Raw genomic sequence first — 21,550 nt, forward strand, 5'->3', positions numbered from 1 at the left:
AGAAAACAATATGTAAAAATGGCATGACATAAAAAAAGCCTTATTGAAAGGCTTTGTCTGGAAGTTGAAGGTCTGATACAGCCTCCCCTTCGGATGATAATCGAAATGCACTGAAGACTTAGGCCTTAATGTGGGAGTTGAGGGATTCGAACCCCCGACCCTCTGCTTGTAAGGCAGATGCTCTGAACCAACTGAGCTAAACTCCCAATATTTTAATGTTTTTATCTTTTGCATTACCGGTTCTTTTACCGGTAATAATTATTACTCTTAAATCTATATATTCTCAAAGAGTTTGCAGCTCGAACCTACGACCCTTCCGATCCAAATCGGAATGCTCTGAACCAACTGAGCTAAACTCCCAATATGCTACTAACAATTTACATTGAAAATCCGGTACTTTTACCAGAAAAATGATTTTTAAATATTGTGGGAGTTGAGGGATTCGAACCCCCGACCCTCTGCTTGTAAGGCAGATGCTCTGAACCAACTGAGCTAAACTCCCAATATTTTAATGTTTTTATCTTTTGCATTACCGGTTCTTTTACCGGAATAATTATTACTCTTAAATCTATATATTTTCAAAGAGTTTGGAGCTCCAGCCTACGACCCTTCCGATGCAAATCGGAATGCTCTGAACCAACTGAGCTAAACTCCCAATATTTTAAAATTCTGTTCGAAGTAACGTTTAACTTCGGTGTAATTCAATACCGGACAAATGAAATTTAAACTAGATTTCAAAAGTACTCGTTAAGCACTTTCTTGTGATAATTCGCCCGATTGGGAATGCAAATGTAGGGTTAAAATTTAATGTTACAAAAATTAGCCAGTGTTTTTTTTCTAATAAAAACAGAAATTAAAGAACTTAAATCAAGATGGAAAAACATATCGTTTTACACCTATTCAAATTAGCATCTATACTTCATAGTATTAAACCCCTAATTCACAATACATAAACAACAAAATCCCCCTAGATTTTTCTTGCAGATTATTGAATTTAATGCCCAAGTCACACCCTTAGAACAAGGGAAGCAGCTGCATAATTAAAAAAAACAAATGGAATAGAAAGCATAACCACCAAAAAAGTTAAGGCCACCCGATGGGTGGCCACAGTTCATATATTGATTATTATATCTTCATGAGATTATAGATCCAGCTCATAGTAAGAGCGCTGTCCATTTGGATAAACTCCCAAAATGATTACCTCTTCGCCTTTATAATTTTTAAGGGCTTTGATCACATCTTCACCACTAAGGATTTTGGTTCTACCTATTTTAGTGATAATAAAGCCTTCCTGAACACCAGCATCTTTCCATAACTTGTTATCTATAGAGGTAATTGTTGCTCCACCCTCCAATTCAAGCCTTTCTTTATAATCCGCTTTTAGGTCTTCAAATACCACACCTTCAAACTCAGTGATTTTAGGGAGTACCTTAACTACCACCTTGGTATCACCAGATACATTCTTAAGTGTAGCCATTGCAGTCATTTCTTTACCGTCACGAAGGAATTTAACATTGATTTTGTCACCAGGTCGCTTCCTTGCTACTCTTTCCTGAAGAGTAGAAGTAGTGTAGGTATCTGCTCCATCAATGCCAATGATAATATCGCCTCTTTGCAAACCAGCTTCTTCTCCTCCACTACCTTCTCTAACTTCCTCAACGAACACTCCTCTGTCTGCTTTGATTTCCTCACCTATTGATTCTTGAAGGTCTGCATTTACATCCCTAATAACCACACCTAATAAGCCTCTTTGAACAGCTCCAAATTCCAAAAGATCATCCATCACCTTTTTAGCAATGCTACTTGGAACTGCAAAAGAATATCCGCTAAAGCCACCAGTTCTGGAGGCTATGGCTGTATTGATACCAATAATTTCACCATTAAGATTTACCAAAGGACCACCTGAGTTGCCAGGGTTTACAGCAGCATCCGTTTGAATAAAGGACTCAACTTGTAAATTACTCTCATCTCTAAGAATTCCAATATTTCTTGATTTTGCACTTATAATACCCGCAGTGACCGTTGAATTCAATTCATATGGATTACCTACTGCCAAAACCCATTCTCCAATTTGAGCCTGATCAGAGGAACCAAAAGGAATAAAAGGTAAATTATTAGCTTCAATCTTTAATAAAGCAAGATCTGTTGTTGGATCTGTACCGATAACCCTGGCCGTAAACCTTCTATTGTCTTCCAATGTAATTTCTACCTTGGAGGCATTCTCAATTACGTGATTATTGGTTACGATATATCCATCTTCAGAGATAATTGCACCAGAACCTGTACTTCTGCCTTCTCTAGGCTTAGACTCGCCTCTAGGGGACCTGAAGCCAAATAACTCCTCCATTGGGTCTACCCCTTGCTGGCTTCTACTCATCGTCACTGTACTCCTGACATGAACAACAGCTGGCGTTACCTGGGCTGCTGAAGCCACAAAATTAATCCCTTCTGGAACCACGAACTTGTCATCATTAAGCCAATTCACCAAACTGGTATTTTGCTTTTCAGTAAAGTTTGTAGATGATTCTTGATTTGTTTGTAAAAACCCAACACCAAGCACAGCTACTAATCCTCCAATTAAAGAAGCTAGCACGATTCCCAGGAAAAACTGTTTTCTATTCATTGTATACCTTTCTTTTAAATTATATCAATTAACACAAATTTTGTTTCTTATGTTACTTCTAAAACGATGCCAATCGGAAATTAGGTTTGCTATTTAACAGCATTTAACAAAAAAAGAAAAATTTCTTTTAATTTATTCTTAAATAAGTACTAATTACCAAATAAACAATACATTCATCGTAACTAAGACTGCTATCCTGTCACTTTTAAACAACAATTTGTCATAAGAAAAAGTTAAATTAATCTGAATTTAATTTCCAAGACCTATTAATAATGCCTCCACAGGTACTCAATGAGGATTTAGACTAGTAAATTCTATTATAGAATTACCATTGTAAATCATTACAAATTAAGTAGCACTCACCAGCTAAACAAAAAAAGCTATTCTGAAAGGCTTCAGAATAGCTTTTTTTAAGTCTGATAAAAGTACCCAGTTCAGGTTAGCCCTTATTATCCATGGATCCAGATCAAAATGCCCGATCAACAACTTTAATATATTAATCGTGCGCCACCAAAACTTAGCTTCTTACTTTTTAATTATTGACTTGAAGGTCAGCCCCTGTGGTTGACTTTTGCTGTTGGGGAAAATCAAACTAAAGAGGAATCCAATTATCACACAACTCAATACTCCTATAGCTCCATAGAGGTATCCATTAACATCTGTGAATTTGCTTACCAGAAAAGTAATACCTGCACCTGAAAGAGTGCCAATAATCACCCCAAGAGAATTGGCCCTTTGACTGAAGATCGCTAGAATAAAAACTCCGGCCAAACAGCCTCCAATCATCCCTAATAACTTCTGAAACAAATCAAAGATAAAACCTACCTCAGTAGCTGCAATCCAGACAGCTGTCAAGGTGCCAAAAACACCCATAATTATGGTTATTGTCTTAGCTAATTTCAAGTATTCTCTGTCTTTGAGTCCAGGTTTTATGTATTTGTGGATATCCGTAATATAGGCAGTAGCGATACTGTTCATGCTACTGTCTAGAGATGACATACTCGCAGCAAAGATCCCGGCTATGACCAAGCCTGCAATTCCTATCGGAAGTTCAGCAACAATATAGTAGGGTAAAAGCTCCTCAGGATTAGCGCTACCTATTTTTTCAGGATTGGTAAGGTAGTAGACGAAGAGAACAGTTCCCAAGCCAAAAAACAAAAATATACCTGGAATAGTAATAAGACCATTTGTCCATAAGCTCTTCTCCGCCTCTTTTTCATCTTTCACGGTCAAATACCTCTGAATCACCACTTGATCTGAAGAATAAGGGATTAAATTTAAAAAGAAAAAGCCTATAATGGCCACCCAAAAAACAAGCTGTGTATAATCCCATGACCAATCTATAAGTTTAAACTTCTCAAATTCCATTCCCACCTCTATCACAGTAGAAAAACCTCCGTCTATATTGGCTATTGCTATGAAAATGGAAAGAAGCGCTCCCCCTAGCAATACCACAACCTGAATAACATCAGTCCAAATTACAGCTTCCATGCCTCCCATTACGGTATAAATGGTACTGAACACGCCCATAATGGCAATACATAGAAAAATATCCATATTGGTAACCGACGAAATTGCAATGGCAGGAAGATAAAGCACTACTCCCATTCGGGCCAATTGAAGCAAAATAAAGGTCAGACTTCCTAACAAACGAACCCTGATATCAAATCGTAATTCCAAGTATTGATAGGCCGTGGTAATGTTTAGTCTTCTAAAAAAAGGTAGATAATATTTAATGATTAAGGGTACGATCGCTAAAATCATAAATGAACCAACTGCCAAGCGCCAATTGGTGGCATATACGATGACAGGTACTGCCATAAAGGTAATGGCACTTAATTGCGTACCATATATACTCAAGCCTGCGGCCCACCATGGAATTCGCTTTCCGGCAAGGAAATATTCCGTGGTCGTATTTTCTCTTTTGGAAAAATAAAAACCAATTCCGAGCATACAGGCCAAATAAGCCCCTAAGGTAGTCCAATTGGCCCATCCAAATGGGTTTTGCGTCTCTAAAGCCATCACCTTAGGCGACCTAACTCCAGGTCCTTTTTCCCCATTTGGAACTACCCAATAACCTTCCCAATAAGTAGAAGGAGCAGTCACTCTGGATGTACCCTCTGGCATATCTCCCATTTCCACCCATTCCTCAGCATTGGTATTGTAAGCCAGCATTTTATCCAAAAAGCCAGGATGGCTTGCAGGATCTGTATGCAATAAGGTTTTTTCATCCAAACCTCCTGCAATTAAAATATGATCTCCTCCCAGACTGAAAGCCGGTGAAGGTGCTGCGGCAACTCCTCTAGGCAAATCTTCTAATTTCTTCCAAGTCCCTTGATTGGGTAGATCTCCGGGTGTAAACTTATAAGCATCCTTTAGCAATGTTCTGCCTAAACTTTCGTCTGCATTTTTAAACAGCCCAAAACCACTAAAAATATAAAAAGCCTCTTTATGTGAAGCGGCCACGGCTTGGATCCTGGCTTCTCCCGGAAATTGAGGCCCTTCTTCCCACTTCATCTCGCTCCTTTTTTTCTTTAAATCAAGAAAATAAAACTTAGCTTCTGCAAGACCGGTAGGCGTTTTCTGTCCCCCCAACACATAAAACACACCATTCACAATAGTGCCCGTCATGCTCGCCAAAGGCACAGGTAGCTGGGGATAATCATTTTCCAAAACTACTTCTCCATTCCTATAAGTCAGGCTAATAACCAAATTAGTGTGCCCCTGAGCATCATTCCCACCTATTACCCAAACCTTATCATTATAACTTCCTGAAACTGAATAAGCGAGAGGTTGAGGTAGCTTTTGCGCGGAAAGTACCCAGCCAGTCTTTTTGCTTTCAATAAAGAAGATCTCCTCATACCATACTTTCTCTCCACCTTCCCAAGGCCTTTTATCTGGAAAGTTAGCTCCTCCACCTACCAATAAGGCACCGTTACTTACTCCGGCAAACATACCCGCAAATCCCTCTTTATCCGGAATGGAAGGCAATTCCTCCCATTTCACTTCTTTACTAACTGCTTGAAAAACTACAAATATTAAAAATAGGCTGACAAATAAGGATTTTTCCAGAGCTGAATTCATTTGACTTTTAATTATTGATTTTTTTTTAAAATTAGTGTAGACTTATTGGGTTCCCTGTAGAAGCAGAGTCAAAAGCAGCAAATACTACTTCCATGACTTTTAAAGTCTGCCTACCAGATGCTGCTGGCTCTCTATTTTCTATGATGGCATTCGAAAACTCCTCCCATTGTTGAACCAATGCTTCATTCATCCAATCCTTGGAAAATGAAGCTGGGAGAAATTGATAATTTTGATCCTTTCCCAAGAAAGCACCTTTGGTATTGTCTATTTTCAAACTCCCTTTATCTCCATTAAAATCAATGCAAATATCATTTACACCATTTTTAAACCCAGAGTAATGCAGAGATGCTTTCTGCCCATTTTTAAAGTCCAGTAAAATTACTCCGCCATCATCTACCTCATCTTCATGAAAAACATTGGTCATTGTAGCGTACACCCGACTAACCTCAGAGGGAATCAATGCACAAAGGGCGTCAAGTTGATGAATGGCTACGGTGAGCAAATACCCGCCCCCGGAGGCCTTCTTCAAATGCCAATCCTTCCGATCTCCATGTTTCCAAAAGGATATTGAGGTCGCTTTGGTCATGAATATTTCACCTATTTCACCTGAAGCGATGCATTTTTTCGCAGCTATAAATGATGGAGAAAATTGGGCTACTTGCCCTATCATTAACTTTACGCCTGATTTTTCACAAGCTTCATAAATGGCTTTACAATCTGAATAGGTTGAAGCCATGGGCTTTTCCAGCAAAATATGCTTACCTGTTGCAGCTGCCTCAAGCGCAATCTGTGTGTGCAAATGGTGAGGAGTAGCTATAAGGACAGCGTCTATTTCTGGGTTATTAATTATCTGATGGTAATCTGTGACTCCCTTGAGTTTGTATTTGTCTGTAAGCAGGGCTAAAGAAGCCGCATCTCTTCTACAAATAACTTTCAAGGACAATGAAGGGATTTTTTCTATGGCCTCAATATGTCTTGAGCTAAAATTCCCTGCGCCTATAATTCCTATACCTATCATTTTCCTTTGGTTCCGTAAATTCAATTCAATGGCATACCTTCTATACCAATATTGATCCTGCTTAACCTACCCGGACCAGGCTCTCCAAAGCCGCCTGTAACCCAAAGATCTCCTCCGCCAAAGCAGAGATTACTGGTAAGAGGAATACCTGAATCATAACTCGCTAACAATACTCCATCTTCCGACAGCACTTGAATGGCCTGCATCCCATAATGAGCAACCCACAGCCTACCGTCTTTATCCATCGCCAAACCGTCCGGAAGATTTCCTATCTCCTTATTGGTGTCGTTATATGGTAGGGTAGCCATCACGGTCAGGTAATCAGCACTTGACGATGGAAGATTTAGGTTGATTTTAAGTATTCTGTTTTTGTAACTTTCAGCGATATACAAAAGATGGTTTTCTATATTGTAAACAATGCCATTGGGGAAATCTATCCCGGTGGCAACAACCTTAGCATCTCCATTCCAAGCTACAAAATACACATGCCCATTGTCTCTTATTGAATCTGTGAAAAAGAAACCTTGGTCCGTATACACTGCAATATCATTCGGACAGGTAATTTTCACCCCATCAATTCGATCAGGGGATACTTCTCCTAACAATTTTCCTTTATGGTCATACCTGACTATCCTTCCCGTTAAACTATCACAGAGTAGGTGATCTCCGTTGGCCATGATTGCTTGTCCATTAGGACGTTTTCCTTTGGCCCACAATTTGGGTTCCCCGTCTTGATAACGGTAGATCCCTTCCCCTGCAAGATCAGTATAATAAAGGAAACCATCTTCGCCAAAGACAGGCCCCTCCGTATAAAAATCCAAGTCCAATATAATTTGCGCTTTGATATTTTTCGGATCAGGGAGTTTATTGTGTAAATGGTTTCCTTCATTCATTAAGCTTATATTTTATCCAATGGAAACAATGGTTTTCTACGATGCTTATACGTTAAGCTAGCCATATCTGCTCTGGTCACACCTGGAGTGTTGGCCCTCAATATGGTTTTACAAACTGACTGATAAGCGGCCAATGGTGCGTTGACTCCTTTGGCGACCAATACATCATAAGATGCTGGATCTATATCAAAATGAAGCAATTGCTGAAGACTGAATGGAACAATACGTAAAGAAGTCAACATAATTGTTTGGCCAGATTTACTGGTAACAATGGCTGTTTCCCCCATATTGAAGTTGACTTGCCCACCATGTCTCGGTTCTTTTTCGGTGAATTTTCCATCAACGATTCGCTCCAATTTAACTTCCAAAGACATGGTTTCACCATGTAGTTTGTCTGTTTTTGCCCCTATATCTATAGCGTAATAGCCTTCTGGATTAACCGATTTTAATTCAGCGACTGCTTCTGGATCATAAATACATACAAAACCTTTAGTACCTGGACAGGATTCCAATACTTGAAGCAAGAAGGTACTGTCTGCAGGTGACCCCCCTCCTACATTATCTCCCATATCCAATATCAATAGCGGTTTTTCGGCCTTATCGATATGTGCCGGCAGCTCTTCCAAACCAATTTTCTTTCCAGAAAAATCTTCGTGGTTTTTAAGCAAATATTCGTTTAATATCGCCGCTTTATTTTCTGCTAGGTATTTATCATTATTGGTAATCACAATAAAGCTGGTTCCCATTTCTGGAACATCAGCATAAGGAAAACCTAACACTACATTCGTTGACAATACCCCTGGATCATCCTGAACCTCTCTTGCAAAGGCAAATAAGGTCTTGCAAGGGTCTGACCCTGTATGCTGCATTTCAATGCTTATTGCCACTTTAGTCTGCAAAAGGACCATTTCTGGCTTGATTTTACCTTTAAGCGTATCCACCATTAGGACAGCCGCAGCTTTTCCTACGTCTCTCTGATCCACATGCGGGTTGGTTTTATAAGCTACAAGCGCATCCACTGCTTTCACCATGGCCTTACTCAAGTTGCAATGTGGGTCTATGGTGCCAATAATAGGCATGTCCTGCCCTAGAATCTCACGAACCATGGTTAACCAATGCCCATCAAAATCCAAATAAGGCACACTTACTCCCGCTCCATGCGGTACAACCATCAAGCCATCTAATGCTGGAGCTTCCTTCACAGTACGCTCCACTTCTTTGATTAAGCGATTAGCTGTTTCTTCCTCAATAATTCCACCTGGAGTGGCTTCCCCATAAAACAAAGGAACAAGTTCTATATCTTCTTCTGCACTTAAGATTTCAACCATTCCTCCAATTTCATGAAAGGCATCTCTATATTCATCAATGAGATCCTGTCCATACATAAGGTGGCCATTTACAAAGTCCTTCCAGGTAGTCTGCTGATCCAAAAAGGTATTGGACTCATGGTAAACACCAACAATACCAATTCGTTTTTTCGAACTATTTGACATAAGCAACTAAGTCTACTTCAAATTTTAAAAGAGTTCCCAAACAACCAATCAAGGTAGTTCTAGCAGGGAAAGGAGCCTGAAAATATTCCTTATAAATGGCGTTAAACTCGGCCAGGTCCTCTTGGTTTCCTACGTAGTTTCTCACCTGAACCACATCACTAAAATCTAACCCAGCTGCAGCTAGAATTTTTTTAGCGTTATCGAATGATCTTCTAACTTCATTTTCAAATGTGTCGTTTACGATTTTTCCATTTTCATCAACAGAAGCCTGGCCAGAAACGAAGACCATATTGTTTACTTTTAATGCTGGAGAAAAAGGCAATGGACTACTTGGAACACCTTCTCCTGAAATAACTTCTTTATTTACCATAATTTCTTAATCGTTTTTCTATGATTTGTTTTACCCTAATTTAACCGGGTGAATTTTAAATACAATTTACAAATCTGATCAGTCATATATTATTTTAAAACCAGATTATACAAATTAATTCTTTATAGGCCTGTCCTGAACTTTTCTCAGGGCCTGCCCTGAACTTTTATCAGGGCATGTCCTGAACTTCTCTCAGGAAAATGATAAAACCACATGAGAACCAGACTATATACCTGATTCTCATGTGATTTTACCATGTATTAGGAGCTATACCCTAATTCGAGTTTAAGCACCTATTTTTGCTGCTTTTACAACTCTATCAATCAATTCTTCCACTTTCTTGTCTTCCCAGACTTTATTGGTATTGCCAACTGGTGCTATAGAAGCCCCAATATCTACCCCATACCTCATTTGAATGGCTTGTCTAAAGAAGGTCCAGATATTTGGTAATGTTTCAGCAATTACCTCCTGAAAAACCAGCATGAAGTCTGTAGCCAATGCCACATCCCCTTTTATAAATGCATCTCGAACATGCTTACACTCAGGTTCGAAAACATTATAATAAGAGCCAATAGCACCATTTGTACCACATAAGACTGCATGGCACATCAATTCATCTGCTCCACTAAAAAGCACCAACTTACCTTTTGAACTGTAAGAGATGGTACTTATCTCCAGAAGGTTATTTGTAGTCAATTTCATACCTACCATATTAGGCATCTTGAGTAATTTATTTACAAAACCACCCAAACCATCTGAAAAGCTGGTAGACCCCAATTGGTAAGGAAAGAAAGGCAAATCCGTAGCCGTAGCAATAGACTCATAATGTGTTAATGCCATCCCTGAGCTTCCGTCAGTAGGACCGTAATATACAGGCGCAACAGAGGAAATACCATCAACTTTACACTGAGCGGCATGCTTGGCTAAACGTACAGACTCTTGTGTGGTCATGGAACCTACTTGTACTATAATCGGCACTCTGCCCGCATTGACATCTGCAGTAATCTCAGTCACTTTGTTTCTATCAGCTTCACTAAGCAAAAATCCTTGACCTGTTGATCCAAGTAAATACAAACCGTCTACACCCTGAGCTATTAAAACATCTACCCACTTCTCTAATTGCTTAAATTCAGGACGACCATTGCCATCCATTGGAGTAAGCATCGCTGGCCATACCCCTTTCAGATTTTCATACATATTGATTTCTTTAACTATTTAATTGCAAAATATTGATCCATTTCTCTATAACTACTTAAATAACTCACTGGGTTTTGGACAATCAAATTGTCAGTGGCTTCGGGATCTTTAAATCCACTTCCAGAAACGATACATACTGCATTGGCATTTTTGTCCAGTTCACCGGAGGCAATGGCCTTCATGCATCCTGCCAAAGCTACCGCACCAGCAGGCTCTGTATATATCCCTTCTTTAATCGCCAATAATCGCTGACATTCAAAGGTTTCTTCATCACTCACCAAGAAACCATTCCCTCCACTTGCCTTACATTCCATTAATGTCTCGGTACCGTCGATTACATTGGCTACCTGAAGCCCACTCACTTTAGTGGTTGCATTTTCTACAGCCTTGGCTTCTTTCAGGCCTTTTCTTAGATTTCCGGCAATCGTATCATTCCCTTCTGGTTGCACACAATGCACTCTCGGAATTTCAAATGCTTCATTTTGGTTTTTCCATGACTGAAAGCCTCTGGCAATGGCCAAAGCCAAACCTCCGCCACCTGAGGGAACAAATACATTGCCCACTCTATCTAGGTCTTTTGCCAACTCAAAGCTAATCGTTTGTACGCCTGTCATTCCCACAGGACTGTACTTAAAAGCACTTACTTGTAAGCAAGTATTGTTTTCGACAGCTACTTCACAAAGCTTCTCAAAAATCTTCTCACTTACATCGCTGTTTTTACCGAAGTCTTTGATCACATACAAGGAGGCACCATAAGCCCTCATTTGTTTTAACTTGCCTTCTGGCGCTCCATCTACTATCGCAATTTTGCAAGGAATACCTGCTGCAGCCGCATAAGCAGCGAGTGCCGCGCCAGTATTCCCACTGGAAGTAGCCAAACACAATTTACCTTGGTTTGCCAAAACATCTGCTATGGCAAAAGCAGCAAAGCGATCTTTGTAGGAGCCTGAAGGATTGGAAGATTCCAGTTTGAAGTAAAGGTTTGGAAAACCCAATTTAGGTCCAATTTGCCTAGATTTAATCAAGGGCGTATTTCCCTCCCCCAATGAAAATGGGACTATTCCTTGGGGTAAATTTAATAACGGTGTGTATTTGCTTATTCCTTTCAAAATTCGTTGGGGAATTGTAGGTTCTTGTTTTTATAACTATTGAAATTATGGGCAAATCCTCCATCGATAACCAATGAAGTCCCATTTACAAATGAGGCATTGTGAGAAGCCAACCAGAAAACGCCGTTGGCGATTTCCTCAGGAGAGGCACTTCGTTGCAATGGTGTCATGTCTTCCATTTCATCCACCAGGCTTTGACTCACATCAATGCCTTCGGTGTCTTTGAAATTACTGCTCATGGCCGTGGTTACATTTCCAGGACAAACCGCTACTACTCTGATACCTGACGGCCCATACAAAGCTGCCATTTCATAGGTTAAGCTCAATAGAGCACCTTTGGCAGCAATATAAGCTGGGCTTGAACCTCCTGCTCTTTCTGCCATAACACTGCTCAGATGGACTATTACTCCTCCTTCTCGCCCAGATGCCATCTTTTTTGCAGCCAATTTTGACAGAAATACCGGAGAGGTGAGACAAATCTTTAAGGTCTTTTCCCAATTTTCTCTGGAAATAGTATTCAAAGTCTCGATGGTTCTCCAAGCTGCATTGTTAATTAATACATCTATTTTGCCCCATTTACTATATGTCGCTTCCACGATTTCATCCACAAAATCATCTATGGCCAGATCTCCATCCAACAACAATACATTCTTTGGTTTAGAAAGAGAAGCCGCTGCGGCCTGTAATTCATCTTTGTTTTCTGAAACCATGGCAACAAAATCGCCATTGGCAATAAAAGCTTCTGTAATCGCTTTGCCAATGCCTCTGGATGCTCCGGTAACTATTACTACTCTTGGCTTATTTTCCACTTCACTTTTCATTGATTCCTTTTTATTCTATGGGTAAAATACCAGCAAGGGCATCCCCTGCTTTGGCCATGGGTACGGCCCGTTTTAAAAATACCAACCCGGATTTTTGTGCCAGTATAGCTGCTCCTTTTTCCCCACTCTCTCTTAAAAGGTAACCCAACTTGTCACCTTTGGTAACAAGGTCTCCTAGATTAACAGTGGCGACAAATAAACCTTCTTCAGGGGCAGGATGCATCACCTGCAAATGCCCACTCCCCGGCTTATCGTCTTCAACAAAATATTTAGGTTTATCGGGGGTGACTTGATTTTCCAACATGCCAAAGTACTTTAAAACATTCAAGCACCCAGACACCAGACTATCCACACCTTCAGTACGGTAGTCACCACCTCTATATTCACTATAAATCGCCGGCACATTGGCATCTCTAGCCACTGACAAGGTTCTACCCTCCAATTCAGGACTTGTCCCCCAAACAATCGGCAAATTAAAAGCCTTTGCCATCGCTCTCTGCTTTTCCAAAACTGCGGAATCCTGATGCAGCATATATCCAGAAAGAGGAGAAATATCAAACAAGTTGCCTCCCGTATGCATATCAATAAAGAAATCTGCTTCTCTTATCAGCTCACTAATTTCGGCAGCAACTTTTTCAGTAACCGTCCCTTCTGTATTTCCAGGACAAGTCCTGGCAAGATCCAGGTTGTCTTCGCCTACACGTGCTCCTGAAAAATAAGCATTTCTATTGGTAATGGGCACAAGGGTAACGGTGCCTGCAATTAGACTCCCCTGCAGCTGATCGATTAATTTCATCACCGCCAATACCGGTTGGTATTCATCCCCATGGACTCCAGCAATTATAAGCCCATTTGGACCTTTTGAAGCCGACTTGATCACATGCGTCGAAAATAATTCAGCCATCCTTTTTATTGATTTTTTAACTTTCTAATTCTAACTATTTCTTGGCTAATTTCCTCCGCCATAAGTGCATGCCCCTTATCATTGGGATGCACCCCGTCCAATAATATTTCTTCCGCTCTATTTTCCTTAGTTTCATAATAGTCGGAAAACAGCTTGAAATTATCCACCAGACCTGTATGGTATCGTTTAGCCAATTTTTTAACTACTTCTACATATTGTTTCAACCTAACATTCTGGTATTCCGGATATTTTCCTCTTAGTCCATTTGGTGCTATTAAAATCACATCTGCCCCTTGGGCCTGAAGCTCCTTTATCATGAATTTAAGGTTCCGCTTGTACTGCTTTAATGGGATTCTTGATTCTCCATCAGGCCCGGCATCATCTATATGGGCATCATTGGTACCAAAACCTATGATCACCAAGTCTGGATTGTGTACCATAACATCCGTTTTGAATCTGTCCATACCATGTTTAATTTTGAATAAATCATGGTCCTCAATACTGCCAGTATGACTTCCAGGAATCCCGGAATTGATCACTTCTACTTCAATTCCCTGCTCTAGGAGAAGTGAAGGCAATCTTTGAGCAAAAACCTGATCTATGGTACTTCGCGTTGCTGTAATTGAGTTCCCAAAAGCGACAATTTTTAGCTTATCTCCCATCGAGGAAATGGTTTCAGTTTCCTTTCCGGAATTGGCATTAAAAACAGTCTCCACTACCGTCAATGGCAATAACTTTAATAAAAACAGTACAACTAATAGGTTCATCTCTGCATTAAATTTATGCTGGCCAGCTATAATATTTCAAGCCTCAATAACATATCGAGTTTCTTAGTCTCCGTAAACCCAATCCAAATCTAAAAGCGTCAATCTGGTCACGGAAAGTCCAGTTCCTGCAGGTCTATCCCCCGCACAATAAGAGAGTAAGACTTCATCATCATTTACGAAATGAATGGCGGTATAGCAATACCAACCATCAGGATCATCCTCCAAAACTTTTTCGCTTTCCCAGGTTTTGCCTTCATCTTTAGAAATGGCAATATTCAGTGGGGTCCTTTTCCCTTTGTACATTCCTTCCTTTACACCATTGTTATTCCAGACCATTAACAGATCCCCTGTTGATGGGATCCTTGCTATGGTAGCTGGAGAGACCGGAGATGAAATATTTGTAGGTTTTGCGGGAGTCCATTTCTTTCCTAAGTTTTTAGAATAGGAGGAATATTGCACACCATCATCAGTACGAATGATCATCATCAGTTTCCCGTTTTTCAGGGCAACCAATCCAGGCTCTTGGAAGACGATATCATTTTGGTTTTTCACCTCTTTTCCTGACTTCCAGGTTGCTCCATTGTCATCTGAAAAGTAAGTGAATAACCGTCCCTTTTCGTTGAAATCTTCTCCTTCGGAAGTCCTGTGTAAGGCCAAAGGCATTATCAACCTGCCATTTTCCAATTGGAGTACCCTGTTATTATTGAGGACGAAGTATCCTTCTCTATCTGTAATACAGGATGTAGGTGCTGACCAGGTTTGCCCTTCATCTTTAGAAATTCGCATCAAGGGTTTACAATCGCTTATTCCATTTTTACGCGCATAGAAAAGGGCGATATTTCCATCCTGAAGCCTAAGTAAAGAAACGGACATGACATTCATTTTCCCATCATTTGGAACGATGGTCTTGTCCTCATCAGTCCATGTTTGACCATCATCTTCAGAATACCTGGCTGCTAAAAAAGCACTGCCAAAATCACTGGCAGAATTGCCCGTAAAATGGGTATATATAAACATGATTCGCCCATCTTTTAAGCGAATAAAATCTCCTTCACTGTTTCGGGGATTGTTCTCCCCTGGATCCAACTGCAAAACAGTTTTTTTATCCTGGGCTTTTAACTCTTCTAAGGTGGAAAAACTAAAAAAGAGGAACAAAATCATAAACCCCTGAACTAATCTTGAACTTAAATCGCCTTTGCTCATCATTTTTTATTTTGCCTTATCCTTCATGATACTCTTTTTACAAAGAAGAAAAATGAATTGTTTGAATAAAAGATCACTCCAGTAATCTTAGAATTTTTAAAATCAATTAATCTTTGTAAAACCAATCCGTACCAAGCTTGGTTATCTTGGTAACTGAAAGGCCCGTTCCAGCTGGCCTGTTACCCGCACAATAGCCCAATAATACATCATCACCTACAAAATCCATGGCAATATAGCAGTACCAACCATCAGGGTCGTTCTCCAAAGTCTTGTAATTGCTCCATGTTTTACCTTCGTCTTTAGAAATGGCCGCGCTCAATGGTGTCCTAAGCTTTGCTACATCCGGATCTTTTGATAGGTTGTTGTTCCAAACAGCCAATAAGTCTCCTGTACCAGGAATTCTTTCAATTGTGGCAGGAGAAACAGGTGATACCAAGTTGCTTTTTTCCACCTCTGACCAGGTTTTACCTTTGTCCGTGGAATAAGAATAGCATTGAACCCCAGCATCGGTTCTAATTACCATCAAAAGTGAACCATCATTAAGTTCAACCAAACCAGGCTCTTGCAAAACAATTTCTTTTGGGTTAGGTACCAATTCGCTACTTTTCCATGTTTTTCCATTGTCGGTGGAAGAATATGCAAAAAGGTCAGCTCTACCTCTCCATTCCATTCCAGGGCCGGCATGTTTGGCTACGGCCAAAACTAAAGTCCCATCTTCAAGTTGAATAACCCTGTCATTGTTAAGCACAAAATAACCTTCATTGTCAGTAATGCATGCAATAGGGTCTGACCAGGTTTTGGCCTCATCCTTCGAAATTCTCATGTATGGAATACAATCGTCCGTATTGTTTTTCCTCAAATAAAACAGGGCGATATCACCATTTTGCAATCGCAACAAGGAAACTGACATCACATTCATTCCTCCTTCATTTGGTAAAACTTCCACATCCTCTGATGTCCAGGTCTGTCCCTTGTCATCTGAAAAACGTCCAGCCAAATAAGCTGTCGCATGATCACTGGAAGACTCTCCATAATAATGTGAATAGACGAAGAGCATTCTTCCGTCTTTCAACTCAATGAAATCACCTTCACTGTTTCTTGGGTTATTGTCTCCAGGATTGAGGACCAAACTTCCAGGAACGCTTACAATTTCATTTTCAGCCTCATTGGCTTCAGCCGTCTGATCTTCTACAGGCTTACCGCCACAACCATAAGTTACCAAAGCTGCTAAACCCAGCATTTTGATGGCACCACTCAACTTGTTCATCGTCATATTCATATCATTTAGTCGTAAAATTCATCCAAACTTAATTTCCGCACTACTAAAGGTATTTTGTCTTTCAACCCCAATCTTTCTGCCGCCATATAGGCTAGTAATACTTCATTGTCCACAAAAGAGATCGCTGTGTAGCAGAAGAAACCTTCGGGATCATTTTCAAGTACTTTTAGGTGTATCCAACTTTTGCCCTCATCCTTAGATATAGCTGCAGTCAGTGGAGTTCTGAAAGTGGCTGTCTTTTTATCTAAACTTTTATTGTTGTTCCATATCAACAATAGGTCTCCGGTTTTAGAGATTCTTTTTAGAGAGGCCGGAGCTCTCGGGGAGACAATTTTTGATGGTTGCACTTCTTCCCAGCTAAGTCCACTGTCTTTAGATTTACTCATATATTGTACACCTTGATCTGTTCTTAACCACATCATAATGTCTCCATTTTTTAGCCGTACTACTCCCGGTTCTTGAACTACCACCTCGCCTTTATTGGGCATTTCCTTGCTGCTTTTCCAAGTTATACCATTGTCGTCAGAGTAATAGCAATAAATACTACCACGCATGCTAAAATCAACTCCAGCTGTTTTATGCAAAGAAACAGGTGCCAGAAGTCTTCCGCTAGGAAGCTGAATCACCCTGTCATTGTTCAACACGAAATAACCATCCTTGTCACTGATTACAGAGATAGGTTCTGACCAAGTTTGTGCCTCGTTATTTGAGATTCTAAGTATGGGTTTACAGTCATCCAATGAGTTTTTCCTAGCATAAAAAAGGGCAATTGAACCATTGGCTAACCTTACAAATGAAACAGACATAACATTCATTCCCCCTTCATTGGAAACGATTACCTCATCATTTTTTGTCCAGGTTTTCCCTCCATCTGAGGAATAACGTCCAGCGATTGATCCATTAGCATGGTCACCTGATCCTCCTTCAAATTTAGAATAGGCAAATAAAATCCTTCCGTCTTTCAATTGAATAAAGGCTCCTTCACTATTTCTAGGTGGAAGCCCATCTTTCCCTATATGGAGAACCACTTCTGAAGGGTCCAATAGAACCTGAGCTTCAGAAAAATTCATGAAACTCAGAAGAATAATACCCGCTAATACCAAAAATCTAATTTCTTTCATCAATATTGTTTTGCACTTAGGTCCCATTTAATGTTCCCCTTCATAATAAGATCCACCACAGGTAGGTGCTTCAGGATCAAAAATGGAGAGCTCCTTGAACATCAGTCGTGCTATTTCCGAATGGCCTTCGCCATCTGGATGAAGGGGATCATTCAACCACTCTTTATTAACATTTATACCGTCAGCCTTTTCGGCTGTCTCAAGCCAATGCCCATAATTATCAACCAGGATTATGTTTTCTTCTAATGCGACCTTCCTTATTACGGCAACATATTTATCCAAGCTTGCTCTAGAAGTATCCAATTCTTTGATAATTAGGTTTGGAGTATGAAGAATTGGGATGGCGCCAAGCCCTCTGAATTTTTCAACCAATAGGTTAAGGTTCTCTTCATAAGCTTCTATCGAAACCTTCTCATTGAAACAATCATTTGTGCCAATCATCAAGGACACAACATTGGGCTTGAACTGTTTGATTCTCCAGTCAAAATCCTGAAGGATGGTTTCCGTTGTATTTCCGCTGATTCCAGTATTTATAATTACGTCTCTTACTCTGCCCAATTCCCATCTAATGCGCTCCCCAAAAACTTCGGGATAAGAGCGGTATCCATGGGTGTGTTTTGCTCCATGGGTGATGCTGTCTCCAGTAAAAGTCCATATCATTGGCGCTTTATCCTTTAATAAGGTAACAATCCGTTCCTTGTCACTTTCACCTGAAAGTGGGGGGATAGAGGTATCCTCCAAGCTTATAGGTTTATTGGTAAAGGAAAAAATCGCCGGTAACGGAAGCAGAAATAAAGATTTTTCAAAAAACCTTCTTCTAGAGAGTTTATTCATTTTCTTTATTTAGGTAAACATTTTAAACTCGAAACAGGTAGATAAACACTTATTTTAACCGGGTTTGCCACTTGAAAAAAAATTTGATTTTCTCATCAAGTTTGCTTTTCCTCCAATGGTCCAATTAATGTGTAAAATCCTTCTCATTAAATTTAACTCTAAGACCTCCTTGCATGGTGGTCACCCACAATTCTCCAGGATTTCGTTCAAAAACATAAGGATAAGAAACCCACTTATAGGTTGGATCAGCTTTTTGGTTTTCACCAACTTTAGCAATTACTATTGGATCTGACCAGGTATTTCCATCGTTTTCAGAAAAGGAGATGGACAATTCTTCCCTATGATTACTTGCTGCTACTTCCGACCATTGTCGGTCTCCACCTCGAAAAGGATATTGGTCGGTTCCTTCTGGGAACCTTCTATTCCACACCAAAATCAACCTACCACTTTCAAGTCTTTTAAGAAGTCCTGGGGCGGAACTTGCCTCAATGTCTGTTGGCCGTATATTCTCCCAAGTTTTACCATCGTCCACAGAGAATGCCTCCCAAAATGTTCCCCAATTGGTTCGCATCAATAGCCATAATTTCCCAAATTTAATCTCCTCAAGGGTTGCCTCTGTCACACCGCTATGGTGTCCAATGCCGCCAAGGTCAATAATATTAGATCTTTCCCATGTTTTTCCTTCATTGCCCGACTTATAAGTCAATACCGTATGGTGTCCTGGGTGGTGTCTCATCATCATTGAAGTGAAGACTATATTCCCATTTTCAGTTTCTATCATGTCGCGAACAGCACCGGTCCATTCATTATGAAGTTTTTGCACATCTTGCCAGGTTTTACCACCGTCTAAACTTCTCACGGTATAGGTAGGCAGTCTGGCTCCCGGGGAGTCCGAAATATCCTCTTGCCAGTTCCAGTTGGCTCTTTCCTGTAAATTCATAAAGGCCAGGATAATCACACCATTGCTGGTCTTAAGAATGGCCCGTTCATTTGAAATTAGGTAATTTTCCGCATCTTCAAATACAGGATAGTTTTCCCATGAATTCCCATTGTCACTACTAATTAAACAATCTGTTCCCTCTACTGTCAGAATTTCCCCATTGTCCAATTTAACAAAAGGCCCCATCTTAAGGGCTTTAATTTCTACTACATCAGGGTGTACCAAAGCTCCGGTGGAGATGGATTTTCCATTGTCGGCATTTAAATGAGCATGCTGCGCCTTCCCCGAAAGGGAAAGGGCAGCCATGATCAAGGTTAGGGTTAAAAATTGGTGAATTTTAAACATGGTTGTTAGGGTTATTATAGGTTTACGTTTGCATTTTTATTGCTGCTCGTAACCTGAATTTTGAGTTATTTTAGAATTTAAACTTATGGTTTCCAAAGTTATAGGCCAAACTAATAAATGATTTTGACCTTCTTTCCCTTGTAAGGAAGGTACTTTTTCAAATGCTTTATCGAAACGAATCAGATCCCACCATCTTTTTCCCTCAAATGCCAATTCAAATAATCTTTCCTGTAATATTGTTTCATCATTTTCAGCTTGAGAACCACTAGTAAATGCATAACTAGAGAAATTCTCTCCATAAGCTCTTGCTCTTACCTCATTTATCTCAGCAGAAGGATCCTGACCAAGGGCATTTTTTGCCTCTGCAATAAGTAATAGCAATTCAGCATACCTATAAATCACAATATCATCAAGAAAAATTCTGGAGCCTGCTTCAGTATAGCCGCTTCCTTTTACTACAATTGAAGTTATAAAAGGATTTTCCGCTTCGTAATCGTAGATTTCATAGAAACTACCATCCTTACGACTATCTTCATCCATAAACTGATCTCTCATTAAAGCAGAGGGAGCCCACCAGTTAAATCCCCCTGGAGTACCAATCGCGTCCAAGGTCTCGGGAGTATAGGTTTCCCTTAAATCAAGCGCATTGATGTACATATCAGAAAACATATTGTTAGAAACCTCAAAATCATTGAAATGAACAGAGAAAATTATTTCATTATTTCTTTTATTGTCGAAGTCAAAAACCCTAGAGTAATCATCCAAAAGAGTTAAATCAGCTGTTTTAGCATCATTCAAGGCACTCAAAGCAATCGTGATATCAGCATCTCCACCACCCATGGTTTTTCCTGTCCACAAATAAACATCTCCTTTAAGGGTATTGACTGCAGGCTTGGACCACATGGAGCGGCCATTTTCAAATTCATTGTTTGGAAACAAACTTACCGCCATATCCAAATCTGCCTTAATCAGATCAAATACAGTAGAAACTGCTGCTCTTTCCTGAAAAGTAGTTTCGGCATCATAGCCTTCTACAGGTTCTGTTATCAAAGGAACATCTCCCCAAGTTTTCGCAAGAACAAAATAAACAAATGCTCTCATGCTGTAAGCCTGAGCTAATAAGTCTTTCTTCTTCCCTTCATTTGGAAATGTAATATTGGGAACATTTTTAATTACCAGGTTGGCATAATTAATCACCCTATAGGATTGCAACCAATCCAAATCAGCATTACCTTCATTCATGTCGTTTTCAAAATACTTTTGCCTATAATCCGCATTTTGAAGGCCATGGCCCATTACTTCACTTCTAGCCTCTCCCATTAGGTAAAGGGTCCTGTTGGACAAGTCCCTAAACTGGTTGTACATTCCTATTACTCCTCCAGTAGCATCCTGCTCTGATTGCCAAAAAGAGTTGGCACTTATTGAACTGATAGGGGCTAATTCCAAAGGCGTAATGCAGGAATAATTAAAAAGGAATACTATAATTCCGAGAAGGTATATCTTTTTATTAACTAATTTTTTCATTACATTTTCTGTTTAATCAGGACTT

The 21,550-nt window shown here is 40.0% G+C and carries 17 protein-coding genes and 2 tRNA genes; all 19 read right to left on the reverse strand.

What is annotated here, in order from left to right:
- Positions 1-131: 131 nt before the first annotated feature.
- Positions 132-206 (reverse strand) — tRNA-Val (locus AC13EX_RS06615).
- Between the two features lie 221 nt (positions 207-427).
- A tRNA-Val gene (locus tag AC13EX_RS06620) sits at positions 428-502 on the reverse strand.
- Positions 503-1,141: 639 nt separating this feature from the next.
- Positions 1,142-2,623 carry a Do family serine endopeptidase gene (locus AC13EX_RS06625; RefSeq protein ID WP_339711051.1) on the reverse strand — a complete coding sequence of 494 codons (1,482 nt, stop codon included), beginning with the start codon at positions 2,621-2,623 and terminating at the stop codon, positions 1,142-1,144.
- Between the two features lie 525 nt (positions 2,624-3,148).
- The gene (locus AC13EX_RS06630) at positions 3,149-5,707 is read right to left on the reverse strand and encodes a sodium:solute symporter family protein (RefSeq protein ID WP_482892054.1); all 2,559 of its coding nucleotides are present in this window, start codon (positions 5,705-5,707) and stop codon (positions 3,149-3,151) included.
- Positions 5,708-5,738: 31 nt separating this feature from the next.
- Positions 5,739-6,725: a Gfo/Idh/MocA family protein gene (locus AC13EX_RS06635; protein WP_482892055.1), complete on the reverse strand. Its 987-nt coding sequence runs from the start codon at positions 6,723-6,725 to the stop codon at positions 5,739-5,741.
- A gap of 20 nt (positions 6,726-6,745) precedes the next feature.
- Positions 6,746-7,618, reverse strand: coding sequence for an SMP-30/gluconolactonase/LRE family protein (locus AC13EX_RS06640; protein ID WP_482892056.1), 873 nt, complete (start codon positions 7,616-7,618; stop codon positions 6,746-6,748).
- A 5-nt stretch (positions 7,619-7,623) separates the two neighbouring features.
- Positions 7,624-9,111, reverse strand: coding sequence for a M81 family metallopeptidase (locus AC13EX_RS06645; protein WP_339711061.1), 1,488 nt, complete (start codon positions 9,109-9,111; stop codon positions 7,624-7,626).
- Positions 9,101-9,481 carry a RidA family protein gene (locus AC13EX_RS06650; protein ID WP_048642104.1) on the reverse strand — a complete coding sequence of 127 codons (381 nt, stop codon included), beginning with the start codon at positions 9,479-9,481 and terminating at the stop codon, positions 9,101-9,103. The genes AC13EX_RS06645 and AC13EX_RS06650 overlap by 11 nt, the downstream gene beginning before the upstream one ends.
- A 285-nt stretch (positions 9,482-9,766) precedes the next feature.
- Positions 9,767-10,678 carry a dihydrodipicolinate synthase family protein gene (locus tag AC13EX_RS06655; protein ID WP_048642103.1) on the reverse strand — a complete coding sequence of 304 codons (912 nt, stop codon included), beginning with the start codon at positions 10,676-10,678 and terminating at the stop codon, positions 9,767-9,769.
- 14 nt (positions 10,679-10,692) lie between these two features.
- Entirely contained in the window at positions 10,693-11,787 is a 1,095-nt protein-coding gene (locus AC13EX_RS06660; protein ID WP_482892057.1) for a pyridoxal-phosphate dependent enzyme, read from the reverse strand.
- The gene (locus AC13EX_RS06665; protein ID WP_482892058.1) at positions 11,784-12,608 is read right to left on the reverse strand and encodes an SDR family NAD(P)-dependent oxidoreductase; all 825 of its coding nucleotides are present in this window, start codon (positions 12,606-12,608) and stop codon (positions 11,784-11,786) included. Before AC13EX_RS06665 ends, AC13EX_RS06660 begins: the two co-directional genes overlap by 4 nt.
- Positions 12,609-12,618: 10 nt before the next feature.
- The gene (locus tag AC13EX_RS06670) at positions 12,619-13,512 is read right to left on the reverse strand and encodes a succinylglutamate desuccinylase/aspartoacylase family protein (RefSeq protein WP_482892059.1); all 894 of its coding nucleotides are present in this window, start codon (positions 13,510-13,512) and stop codon (positions 12,619-12,621) included.
- 5 nt (positions 13,513-13,517) lie between these two features.
- The gene (locus AC13EX_RS06675; protein ID WP_482892060.1) at positions 13,518-14,279 is read right to left on the reverse strand and encodes an SGNH/GDSL hydrolase family protein; all 762 of its coding nucleotides are present in this window, start codon (positions 14,277-14,279) and stop codon (positions 13,518-13,520) included.
- A 63-nt stretch (positions 14,280-14,342) separates the two neighbouring features.
- On the reverse strand, positions 14,343-15,485 hold the full coding sequence (locus AC13EX_RS06680; RefSeq protein WP_482892061.1) for a sialidase family protein: 1,143 nt from the start codon (positions 15,483-15,485) through the stop codon (positions 14,343-14,345).
- A gap of 103 nt (positions 15,486-15,588) precedes the next feature.
- On the reverse strand, positions 15,589-16,755 hold the full coding sequence (locus AC13EX_RS06685) for a sialidase family protein (RefSeq protein WP_482892063.1): 1,167 nt from the start codon (positions 16,753-16,755) through the stop codon (positions 15,589-15,591).
- A gap of 11 nt (positions 16,756-16,766) precedes the next feature.
- Positions 16,767-17,882 carry a sialidase family protein gene (locus tag AC13EX_RS06690; protein WP_482892064.1) on the reverse strand — a complete coding sequence of 372 codons (1,116 nt, stop codon included), beginning with the start codon at positions 17,880-17,882 and terminating at the stop codon, positions 16,767-16,769.
- Positions 17,883-17,909: 27 nt separating this feature from the next.
- The gene (locus AC13EX_RS06695; RefSeq protein WP_482892065.1) at positions 17,910-18,716 is read right to left on the reverse strand and encodes an SGNH/GDSL hydrolase family protein; all 807 of its coding nucleotides are present in this window, start codon (positions 18,714-18,716) and stop codon (positions 17,910-17,912) included.
- 124 nt (positions 18,717-18,840) lie between these two features.
- Positions 18,841-20,001, reverse strand: coding sequence for a sialidase family protein (locus tag AC13EX_RS06700; protein ID WP_482892066.1), 1,161 nt, complete (start codon positions 19,999-20,001; stop codon positions 18,841-18,843).
- A gap of 36 nt (positions 20,002-20,037) precedes the next feature.
- Positions 20,038-21,525, reverse strand: a complete 1,488-nt coding sequence (locus AC13EX_RS06705; protein ID WP_482892067.1) for a RagB/SusD family nutrient uptake outer membrane protein — start codon at positions 21,523-21,525, stop codon at positions 20,038-20,040.
- Between the last annotated feature and the right edge of the window lie 25 nt (positions 21,526-21,550).

It is taken from the genome of Cyclobacterium sp. L-R (genome assembly GCF_056859355.1).

Bases quoted from the DNA above. Each gene is read 5' to 3' on its own strand.
- AC13EX_RS06645 (WP_339711061.1), bottom strand. From the start codon at position 9,111: ATGTCAAATAGTTCGAAAAAACGAATTGGTATTGTTGGTGTTTACCAT.
- AC13EX_RS06695 (WP_482892065.1), bottom strand. From the start codon at position 18,716: ATGAATAAACTCTCTAGAAGAAGGTTTTTTGAAAAATCTTTATTTCTG.
- AC13EX_RS06700 (WP_482892066.1), bottom strand. From the start codon at position 20,001: ATGTTTAAAATTCACCAATTTTTAACCCTAACCTTGATCATGGCTGCC.
- AC13EX_RS06665 (WP_482892058.1), bottom strand. From the start codon at position 12,608: ATGAAAAGTGAAGTGGAAAATAAGCCAAGAGTAGTAATAGTTACCGGA.
- AC13EX_RS06705 (WP_482892067.1), bottom strand. From the start codon at position 21,525: ATGAAAAAATTAGTTAATAAAAAGATATACCTTCTCGGAATTATAGTA.
- AC13EX_RS06690 (WP_482892064.1), bottom strand. From the start codon at position 17,882: ATGAAAGAAATTAGATTTTTGGTATTAGCGGGTATTATTCTTCTGAGT.
- AC13EX_RS06625 (WP_339711051.1), bottom strand. From the start codon at position 2,623: ATGAATAGAAAACAGTTTTTCCTGGGAATCGTGCTAGCTTCTTTAATT.
- AC13EX_RS06635 (WP_482892055.1), bottom strand. From the start codon at position 6,725: ATGATAGGTATAGGAATTATAGGCGCAGGGAATTTTAGCTCAAGACAT.
- AC13EX_RS06630 (WP_482892054.1), bottom strand. From the start codon at position 5,707: ATGAATTCAGCTCTGGAAAAATCCTTATTTGTCAGCCTATTTTTAATA.
- AC13EX_RS06670 (WP_482892059.1), bottom strand. From the start codon at position 13,512: ATGGCTGAATTATTTTCGACGCATGTGATCAAGTCGGCTTCAAAAGGT.
- AC13EX_RS06640 (WP_482892056.1), bottom strand. From the start codon at position 7,618: ATGAATGAAGGAAACCATTTACACAATAAACTCCCTGATCCGAAAAAT.
- AC13EX_RS06655 (WP_048642103.1), bottom strand. From the start codon at position 10,678: ATGTATGAAAATCTGAAAGGGGTATGGCCAGCGATGCTTACTCCAATG.
- AC13EX_RS06675 (WP_482892060.1), bottom strand. From the start codon at position 14,279: ATGAACCTATTAGTTGTACTGTTTTTATTAAAGTTATTGCCATTGACG.
- AC13EX_RS06685 (WP_482892063.1), bottom strand. From the start codon at position 16,755: ATGACGATGAACAAGTTGAGTGGTGCCATCAAAATGCTGGGTTTAGCA.
- AC13EX_RS06680 (WP_482892061.1), bottom strand. From the start codon at position 15,485: ATGATGAGCAAAGGCGATTTAAGTTCAAGATTAGTTCAGGGGTTTATG.
- AC13EX_RS06650 (WP_048642104.1), bottom strand. From the start codon at position 9,481: ATGGTAAATAAAGAAGTTATTTCAGGAGAAGGTGTTCCAAGTAGTCCA.